This window comes from Candidatus Methylomirabilota bacterium, from assembly GCA_028870115.1.
Classification (GTDB): Bacteria; Methylomirabilota; Methylomirabilia; order Methylomirabilales; family Methylomirabilaceae; genus Methylomirabilis.
In genome coordinates this window covers 64,553-73,653 of record JAGWQH010000028.1, presented here as the reverse complement: position 1 = coordinate 73,653, position 9,101 = coordinate 64,553, and the positions used below count along the sequence as shown (strand labels likewise).

The 9,101-nt window shown below is 59.3% G+C and carries 10 protein-coding genes; 2 read left to right on the top strand and 8 right to left on the bottom strand.

Annotation, left to right across the window (positions count from 1 at the left end; translation table 11 throughout):
- Positions 1 to 179: 179 nt before the first annotated feature.
- From KGL31_02710 to KGL31_02695, 4 genes are read right to left on the bottom strand one after another with little or no spacing between them, the layout of a single operon-like run.
- Complete coding sequence (locus KGL31_02710) at positions 180 to 371, bottom strand: hypothetical protein (GenBank protein ID MDE2320818.1); 192 nt, start codon at positions 369 to 371, stop codon at positions 180 to 182.
- Positions 368 to 877, bottom strand: a complete 510-nt coding sequence (locus tag KGL31_02705; GenBank protein ID MDE2320817.1) for a hypothetical protein — start codon at positions 875 to 877, stop codon at positions 368 to 370. Before KGL31_02705 ends, KGL31_02710 begins: the two co-directional genes overlap by 4 nt.
- 13 nt (positions 878 to 890) lie before the next feature.
- Positions 891 to 1,997: a helix-turn-helix domain-containing protein gene (locus tag KGL31_02700; GenBank protein MDE2320816.1), complete on the bottom strand. Its 1,107-nt coding sequence runs from the start codon at positions 1,995 to 1,997 to the stop codon at positions 891 to 893.
- Positions 1,998 to 2,004: 7 nt separating this feature from the next.
- On the bottom strand, positions 2,005 to 2,298 hold the full coding sequence (locus KGL31_02695; GenBank protein MDE2320815.1) for a hypothetical protein: 294 nt from the start codon (positions 2,296 to 2,298) through the stop codon (positions 2,005 to 2,007).
- Positions 2,299 to 2,707: 409 nt separating this feature from the next.
- Between KGL31_02695 and KGL31_02690 the strand changes: the two genes are divergently transcribed.
- Positions 2,708 to 2,905: a hypothetical protein gene (locus KGL31_02690; GenBank protein ID MDE2320814.1), complete on the top strand. Its 198-nt coding sequence runs from the start codon at positions 2,708 to 2,710 to the stop codon at positions 2,903 to 2,905.
- A gap of 128 nt (positions 2,906 to 3,033) precedes the next feature.
- Here KGL31_02690 and KGL31_02685 read toward each other — a convergent pair whose 3' ends face one another.
- A complete protein-coding gene (locus tag KGL31_02685; protein MDE2320813.1) occupies positions 3,034 to 3,819 on the bottom strand; it encodes a restriction endonuclease in 786 nt (261 codons plus the stop codon).
- A 718-nt stretch (positions 3,820 to 4,537) separates the two neighbouring features.
- Here KGL31_02685 and glgC point away from each other — a divergent pair.
- Complete coding sequence (glgC, locus tag KGL31_02680) at positions 4,538 to 5,791, top strand: glucose-1-phosphate adenylyltransferase (GenBank protein ID MDE2320812.1); 1,254 nt, start codon at positions 4,538 to 4,540, stop codon at positions 5,789 to 5,791.
- Here the strand turns inward: glgC and KGL31_02675 are convergent.
- Genes KGL31_02675 through KGL31_02665 form a run of 3 tightly spaced genes read right to left on the bottom strand, consistent with a single transcriptional unit; the run spans position 5,788 to position 9,091 of the window.
- Positions 5,788 to 6,546, bottom strand: a complete 759-nt coding sequence (locus KGL31_02675) for a succinate dehydrogenase/fumarate reductase iron-sulfur subunit (protein ID MDE2320811.1) — start codon at positions 6,544 to 6,546, stop codon at positions 5,788 to 5,790. The genes glgC and KGL31_02675 overlap by 4 nt on opposite strands.
- Positions 6,546 to 8,348 carry a fumarate reductase/succinate dehydrogenase flavoprotein subunit gene (locus KGL31_02670; protein MDE2320810.1) on the bottom strand — a complete coding sequence of 601 codons (1,803 nt, stop codon included), beginning with the start codon at positions 8,346 to 8,348 and terminating at the stop codon, positions 6,546 to 6,548. Before KGL31_02670 ends, KGL31_02675 begins: the two co-directional genes overlap by 1 nt.
- Complete coding sequence (locus tag KGL31_02665; protein ID MDE2320809.1) at positions 8,348 to 9,091, bottom strand: succinate dehydrogenase; 744 nt, start codon at positions 9,089 to 9,091, stop codon at positions 8,348 to 8,350. The genes KGL31_02670 and KGL31_02665 overlap by 1 nt, the downstream gene beginning before the upstream one ends.
- Positions 9,092 to 9,101 lie beyond the last annotated feature (10 nt).

Sequence of the window (9,101 nt, the reverse complement as noted above, 5' to 3'; positions counted from 1 at the left end):
CCCAAAGGCCGTCACGGGTTTGTCGGTGAAGGTGATTCCGATTGCTTTGGAGCCATCCAACGGGGTAACCTGTGCCTGCATCGTTTTGTCCCTCCATTGTGTACGTGGTTGGTGAGCAAACCCCACGATACCAAAGGGTCACGGACAAAACGATGCTTTTTTAACTGCAATGTTTGGGCTCAAAGAGCTTCACCGCTTCCATATAACCCTTTTCCTCTTGTTGAGTTTCGGTCCCTCTTCTTTTTCATCATGTCGACTGGAACCAAGAAGGAAGGGCGTAATTCTGGAGTTAGTGTCTCCCGAACCTCAGCTCTCCTCATCGCCTTCGGTACCCTGCCCCTGCGGTACTTGATGTCGTAGGCGCTGGTCATTCGATCCCTCGTTCAAGCAAGGCTGCGGTGCGCCATTCGGACAGACGCACGAAGGTGAACTGTGTTTTCAGGTTTCTCAGTGTGGCCCGTGCGCCGGCATGATTCGCAAGCTCTTCAAGCGAGACCAACCGGTCTTTCCATCCAAGTCGGACAGCGGCGTTGACTGCCGCGCGATCAGCACAGCAGGCCAGCCAATCACCTGCACGGCCAAGGGCGTGCGCCCAGAGATGGCGTTCACCGGGGTCAAGCCCGGTGGATTCCGGGTCTTGCAGTGTCAGCGTGGCCAGCGCCTTGGCCGACACTGGACGGACTGCAAGCCTTGTTTGCAAATCGCCTTCAGTCACTTCCACATAGCCAGGCCGGCGCAGGTTGCCTGTACGGGCCTCCTCACAGCATGTCTCCACCGTCTCGATCCGGAAATGTCCGGTCAGGGTGCGCCAGCACCCGACACGGACAGCCTCGATAATGATATTGGTGTCTACGAGAACCGCCTGTCCGCGCTGCACGGCGCGACCAGTCTCACAAATCGAACGGGACAGGGAGCCCGTAAGCTTTGAAGAGGTCCGCGAGGTCCTCGATGGTCATCTCGACCAGCGACGCCGCGCGGCGCACGGAAAGATTGCCCTTGGATAGCGCCTCCCGCAGGCGCTGGGCGAAGGCATGGCTGAACAGCTTGGGAAGAGGGAGGGGCTGTCTCGGACGGCCGTTGGCTGTGAGCCGGTCGTCGCGGATTTCCAGCAGGCCGTCTCTCCCGAGCCACTCGAGCTGGACCAGTCGCCATTTGAGCGCCGATGCCGTTACAAGCAGATCGGTCGCCGTGGTGTTCAGCCAGTGGTGGATGTCGGTGCTGCCTCGCGCTCGCCATCGGGGCGAGAGCGTGCGCTCGGGCATGAGCAGGGCAGAGGCAAAATTATCGGCAAGCTGTTCGATGCGCTTTCCCTTTCCCCCGCGCGGGATTTCGCCTTCCCGATGCTCGGGCGGCATCTGCTCCCAGGTGAGGAGGTGAAAAATCTCGTGCGCCAGATCGTAGTGCCGGCGGCCTTCCGGATCGCTGCGGTTGACTAGAATCACGTTCACACCCTGCAAAAGGCAGGCCGCGCCGGAAATGCCCTTCGGCGCAGCTACATAGAGTACGAGGGCGCCGAGCTTTTCCTCAACGCGTTCGGAAAGCGTGAGCGCAGGGATCTCGCCCAGCTCCCACTCGCACCCCAAGGCCTCCGCGGCTTCGCGCGCCTCTTCGTAACTGCTCTTCTCCGTGAGCGTCAGCCGGGGCTGAAGCGGGCTCGGCGACGCGTCCTTTTCTTCGCCAAGTTTGCGGTAGAGCGCGATCCACCGCCCGGCGCGATCCTCGAAAGCGTCGAGCAGACTCGCGTTGGTGTCCGTGGCCGTCCGCCAGGAAAACCTGCCTTCCCCGACCAAGCGGAAGGGATCGGTGAAGTAATCGAGATCCACGCCAAGAACCTGCATCGAGCGTAGCAGCTCCTCGGCGCTGAGCTTCCGTTGCCCAGCCTCGATCGCCGCCACGGTCTGGCGGTCCTTGAAGCCAAGCTTGACAGAAAGCTCGACCTGCGTAAGACCACACTTCTCCCGGGCATACTTGAGACGACGGCTGATGAGTTCAACCATGGCTGTCCTATTTCGTCTTGCCTTGCTCGTTGTACCTCGGGTTCGAGTGGGCGATCACGCGCGCTTCGGTCTGCTTGACCCGCTCGATGCTCTTTGCCTGCTCGATCCGCACTTTCGCTCCCGGCACATAATCCTTCCCGCCGGGCAGATGCTCGGCGAGGCGCTCCTGCACCCGCCCGCGTTTAGCAACGCCGACGTAGTTGGTCCTACCGCTTTCGGTCTGTATTCGGTAGACCACTGGCTTGTTATCCGACAGCCCGGCGATGCCGCTCTCGGTAAAACTCACAGTCTTTCGTGCCATGTGGTTGCTCCTTTCCTTTTCGGGGCGTGTCTGCTTCCGTATCTGAATACTAGAATTGCACAATACAAAATGCAAGAAATAAATGCATCCCATGCAATAGCCATCTACAACTTCGGCACTCTTGAGGACAAGAAAGTGTGAAATCTCTGGCGATTACGACCTAAGACCGGAAGAATAGCGAGGATGTAAGCGAGGTCGTCGAGGTCGAGGCCGTAGGCTTCGGCAACCGCACGATTGGCCTGCGCCGTACAATGCTCGTGCACCTGCCGAATCACCTCCATCAGCGCGGGAAAATTCAGCGAACGTCGGGATACCGCCGGTTTTTTGTGATCTACGCGCCATCAGCGCTCCTCATCGCCTTCGGTATCCTGCCCCATGCGGTACTGGATGTTAGGTACAGTAAGCTGGGATGAGCGAAGCGAATCCCGGCACTCCGGGTACTCTCATTGATAGCCATGTAGGGATATTACCAGATGCGCCACTCGGCCACATTCACGACAACACAGCACGACTCATCAGCTATTTTTGCACGCGACGCCTTGAGCAACTCGTCGAGCATCCCGAGAGCAAGTGGGAAGATCCCGACATGACGAAGCTGGCTGCCTGACATTATGAGACGCCGAGGTTATACCTCTGGTTTTTTTGTAGGAAGAAAAGGACTTGACCTAACGCGGTGCTGCGTCGCGTGCGCCCTGAGATGTAATGGCCTGGGCGCACATCGGCCTCAGCACGTGGTTAGCCCTTGTGCGGCTCCGTATAGTTACAGTTTGGGTAGCCTGTGCATCCCCAAAACTTACTTCCAATGTTGTCGCCCCGACGTGCCGTGCGCAAGACCAATTGCCCATTGCAGCGTAGACACCGCCTGCCGGTCGTGGCGAGGCTGCGGACTGAACCAGCCCCTGCCTGCACATTGCGGATCATTTTGGCGAGCACATTACCTTCGATCAAGTCTATTGGTTTACCTGCCGCAAAGTTCTTGGCTTCCTGGGTAAACATGCCTGACGTCACGACATGGACGCCTGATGCACGCTGCGCAGTCATGACGCCAAACATTTCCCTGATGACATGGACCGGAACTTTCTGGTCCCGCCATTGCTTGCATTGGACCAAATAGATACTGCCGCCTTTCTCCAATTCCAGGTCGACGCCCCCGTCGGGTCCCAGTGAAGAATTTTCTCGGACGGAATAGCCCTGGCGTCGATAGGCTTCCGCCAGTAACTCTTCAAATTCCTTCCATGGCAGTGCCCTAATAGACTCAATGCCATCTTGTCGATCGAGCAGCTTGCGCTTTCGCAGAGAATTAAGAAAGGAGATCGGCGCCGGGATGAGGAAAATGATAGCGACAATTCCAGCCATCTTGGAAATACCATCACCTATTATGCCCTGAAGCATGCCCTGACCGGCGAACATGGCCGGGCCACCGAATTTCATGCCAATGTATACGATGATGGAGAGACAGACACTGACCCACCAAGGCAGGGACGCTAGGTCATAAAGGATGTCTTCAACTCTTCTTGACATTGAATCTCCTTGGTCATGGGCTAACTATAATTATGCTGTTTTGTATAGTATCAGCTAAGAGCCCTCATAATATGAGGTATTTTCCTTTTATCTCCTAGATTTGTCAACGAAATATCAATACGACCTATCGCGGCAAAGGCCGCCCCAACTGGCGGCATAATCCTATTGAGACTTGCATAAGTAATGCAGACCGCGGATGTCTTCGTTCCGTTCATGGTGAGCCTGTCGAACCATTAGAGGATGAGCCTTCGACAAGCTCAGGCCGAACGGATGAGCGTGTGGTTCGCCTTGCACTATTTATGCAAGCTTCAATAATGTGACCGACCAAGGTTCGAAAATCCTCCTCACCTTCGCCCTCTCCTCCAGGGGAGGCGAGGGACACCAAAAAGGACCCCCCCTTCTCCAAAAATAGGGGCGAGGGGAAAAAGAACTTGGCCCATAGGCGCGCCACCGGCGCATGGAGTATTGCGAGCGACCGAAGGAAGCGTAGCAATCTCGCTGCAGAACGGTGGGATTACTTCTCTCCGCTCGCAATGACACATCCTAATCTCTTGCCAACCGGCGTCTAAGTGTGGATAATCGCTGCAACGCTGAGTCGCGCCCCGTGTGCGCCACAGTTGGCAGAGGCTGAATTCCAACGCACGGCCCGCAATCGGACTGAGGACGGTCAAATGAGGCTACGCATGGAGCAGGTACGACACGAAGAGGAGGACAGGGTATGACCGTTCTGGGAATCATTATGGCGGGAGGGCGAGGCGAACGGCTACACCCCTTGACGAAGGACCGCGCCAAGCCGGCGGTCCCTTTCGGCGGAAAGTACCGGATCATCGATGTGGTTCTGTCAAACTTCGTCAACTCCGGCATCTATTCCATCTATGTCCTGACGCAGTTCAAGGCCCAATCGCTGGTGGAGCACCTGCAGGAAGGCTGGCAGGTGACCAGCGTCTCCCGCAATCATTTTGTCGTTCCGGTCCCTGCCCAGATGCGGACCGGAGACGAGTGGTACCGCGGAACGGCGGATGCCGTCTTTCAGAACCTTCACCTGATCAAGCGGGTTCATCCAAGCGTGGTTGCGGTCTTCGGAGCGGACCATATCTATAAGATGAATATCCGCCAAATGATGGGGTACCACCTGCAAAAGGAAGCAGAGGTCACGGTGGCAGCCCTTCCAGTAGGCCTTGAGGAGGCGTCCCATTTCGGTGTGATGGAGGCGGATCACAACTGGCGACTCCTCGGCTTCGAGGAGAAGCCCGCACAGCCGAAACCGATCCCGGGCGAGTCGGAGCAGGCGCTCGTCTCAATGGGCAACTACCTGTTCGACACAGATCTTCTGCTGCGGGCAGTGGAGGAGGATGCACACGACGCTCACAGTGCTCACGACTTTGGCAGGGACGTCCTCCCCTGTCTGGTAGCAGAAGGGAGGAAGGTGTACGCCTACGACTTCAGGACGAACCGTATCCCTACTCTGTCGCGAGGAGAGGAGCCGAGCTATTGGCGGGATGTCGGGACCATCGAGGCGTATTACGAGGCGAACATGGACCTGCGAGCCGTACATCCGACCTTCAATCTGTATAACCGGAGCTGGCCGATTCGCACCGTCAGCTACAGCGACCCGCCCGCCAAATTTGTCTTCGATGAGGACGAACGGCGCGGGATGGCGCTGAACTCTATCGTCGCCGAGGGGACTATCATCAGCGGAAGCCTGGTCCGGAATTCAGTAATCGGCCGCAACGTCCGCATCCACAGTCATTGTCTGATTGAGGAAGCGGTGATCATGAATCGGGTGGAAATCGGCAGGGGGTGCCGGATCCGGCGGGCTATCATTGACAAGAATGTGTTCATCCGACCGGGAACCGAAATCGGCTATCACGCAGACACCGACCGTGAACGCTACCACGTCTCCGACTCGGGTATTGTCGTCATCGCCCGAGAAGAGCCGGACCAAGCCTGGTCCATGACTCCACCTGATTAGGCCGTGTCCTCCTGTCTACGAGTGAACTTACGGAACAACCTGAAGAGGGGATCGTAGCAATCGTCCATCACGCGCTCCTTCAACGGGATGATGGCGTTGTCGGTAATCCGGATCTGCTCCGGGCAGACCTCGGTACAACACTTGGTGATGTTGCAGTAGCCGAGCCCCGCTTTCGCCCGAAGCATCTCAGTGCGCGAGTGGGTGTCCAACGGATGCATCTCCAGCGCCGCAATCCGAACGAAGAAGCGGGGCCCGGCGAAGTACCGTTTGTTCGCTTCGTGGTCGCGGATGACGTGGCAGACATTCTGGCAGAGGAAGCACTCGATACACTTGTGGAACTCCTGAATCCGCTCGACATCTGCCTGCATCATCCGATAGACGCCATCGGAGTCTGGCGGTCGCGGCCTGAAGGCGGGGATCGTCTTGGCGACCTCGTAGTTGAAGGAGACATCACTCACCAGGTCCCGGATCATCGGGAAGGTCGGTATCGGGGCGACCGTAATCGGTTCGCCAGGAGGAAACAGGCTCATCTGGGTCATGCACATGAGTCGTGGCCAGCCGTTGATCTCCGCGCTACACGAGCCGCACTTACCGGCCTTGCAGTTCCACCGAACCGCCAGATCCGGCACCTGCGTCGCCTGCAGTCGGTGGATCACATCGAGGAGGACCATTCCCTCCTCGGCCTCAACTCGGTACTCCGTAAAATCGCCGTTCCCCGCATCGCTTCGAAAGAGTCGCAGCGTGACGATCGGCATTACCGCTTCTCCTCAATGAGCTGCTTGAGATCCTCCGGCATCTCGCGGATCGGTTCCAGGGTCGTACTGATCGCCCCGTCACGTTTGCGGACGACAACGTTCACCGAGCCGAACCGTCGATCCGTGGACGGATAGTCTTCGCGCGCGTGGCCGCCGCGGCTCTCTTTGCGTTCCAGCGCCGATCGTGTCACGCATTCCGCCACCGTGAGCAGCGCGTTCAGGTCCAGGGCCGTATGCCAGCCGGGGTTATAGGTACGGCCGCCCTCGACGCGCACCTGCGGCAGCCGCTGCCTGTACGCTCCGAGTCGTACCAGCGCCTCTTGCAGCTCTGTTTCCGTCCGGATGATCCCCACCAGCGACTGCATCGTCTCTTGCAGCTCCGCCTGAAAGGCATGGGGATTCCCGGCACCTGTGCTCTCAAACGGCCGCAGGGCGTCGCGCGCGTACTCGTCCAACCGGCTCGTCTCTACCGTCGGCGCATCGGAGAGGCCCTTCGCGTACAGCGCAGCGTGCTGACCCGCGCGCCGGCCGAAGACCAGGAGATCGGACAGTGCATTGCCGCCGAGGCGGTTACCGCCATGCAGCCCTCCCGCAACCTCGCCGGCTGCATACAAGCCGGGTACGGCCGTCGCGGTCGTGTCCGCGTCGACCCGGATCCCCCCGTTCATATAATGGGCGGTCGGGCCGACCTCCATCGGCTCTTTCGTGATGTCCACACCGGCCAGTTCCTTGAACTGGTGGTACATCGACGGCAGACGCCGCATGATATAATCTGCGGGCCGCCGGGAGGCGATATCCAGGAAGACCCCGCCATGCGGACTCCCGCGTCCCGCCTTGACCTCGGCGTTGATCGCCCGCGCCACCTCGTCGCGCGGCAGCAGATCGGGCGTGCGTCGGTTGTTTTTCTTGTCGGCGTACCATCCGTCGGCCTCAGCCTCGTTGTCGGCGGTCTCGGCCCTGAAGAACTCCGGAATATAGCGGAACATGAAGCGCTCGCCCTTATTGTTCCGCAGTGTCCCGCCGTCGCCGCGCACCCCTTCAGTCACCAGGGTTCCCCGCACCGAGGGCGGCCAGACCATTCCGGTCGGGTGGAACTGATACGACTCCATGTCGATCAGCTCCGCGCCGGCCTCCAGCGCCAGCATGATGCCGTTGCCGGTACACTCCCAGGAGTTGGAGGTGAACTTCCACAGCTTACCGACCCCGCCGGTGGCCAGGATTACCGCCTTCGCCTTGAAGACGACGAACTGACCGGTGCTGCGGCGGTAGCCGAACGCCCCGCTCACCCGGTTGCCGTCTTTCAGCAGGCGCGTCACGGTACATTCCATGTAAACCTCGATCCCCTGGGTCACCGCATGCTGCTGCAACGTACGGAGCATCTCGAGACCTGTCCGGTCGCCGACATGGGCTAGGCGCGCGTAGCGGTGGCCGCCAAAGTCGCGTTGCAGTATGAGCCCATCCCTGGTCCGGTCGAATACCGCGCCCCACCGTTCCAGTTCCAGGACGCGCGCCGGCGCCTCCTGCGCGTGCAGTTGGGCCATCCGCCAGTTGTTCAACATCTTGCCGCCTCGCATCGTGTCGCGGAAGTGTACCTGCCAGTTGTCCTCCGAATAGACGTTGCCGAGGGCCGCAGCAATTCCGCCCTCGGCCATGACCGTATGGGCCTTGCCCAGGAGCGACTTACTGATGAGACCTACGGATACGCCCAGAGATCTGGCTTCGATGGCCGCCCGCAGGCCGGCGCCGCCGGCGCCGATGATCAGCACATCGTGCTCGCGGATCTCGTACGGCTCCCGCGCCATCAGAACAGTCTCATATCGCTGATGATGCCCATTGAAAGGAGACGAATATACAGATCGGTCAATCCTACGGAAAAGAGGCTGAGCCAGAACCAGAGATCGTGACGTTCGTTGAGACGGCTGACCTGGCCCCAGAGGGCGTGCCGGGTTGGGCAGTGCGAGAAACAGTCCAGCCGCCCGCCGATGAGATGTCGGAAGGAGTGACAGGAGGTCAGATAGAGACTGAGGAAGGCGACATTGGCCACCATCACAAGCGAGCCCATCCCCACGCCGAGTTGCCCGTCAAAGACGACACTGCGGGCAGCGTGATACCACAAGATGACCAGCTCGACCGTGGCCAGGTAGAGAAAGTAACGATGGACGTTCATGAGGATTAAGGGGAATCGGGATTCCCCCGTGTAGCCGACCCGCGCGTCGGCAACCGCGCAGGCCGGCGGAGCCAGCAAGAACGAACGATGAAAAGCCTTTCTGAAGTAATAGCAGGTGAATCGAAAGCCCGCCGGGGCCCAGAGGACCAGAAAGGCCGGTGACAGCGGCCACCATTCTGGTTTGGCGAACGTCGGATAGAAGGGCGAGAAGTAGTTCTTGTACTCGTAGTGGGTTCCCTGGAGGGCCGCCCAGGCCGTATAGACCATGAATCCGCCCAGCGCCGACACGATCAGCATCGGCTGCAGCCACCAGATCTCTCTTCTCATGGTCGATGCCGCGACCTGTCCCCGCTGGTCGCTCAGTCGTTCTTCGGTCATGACTCTCCCA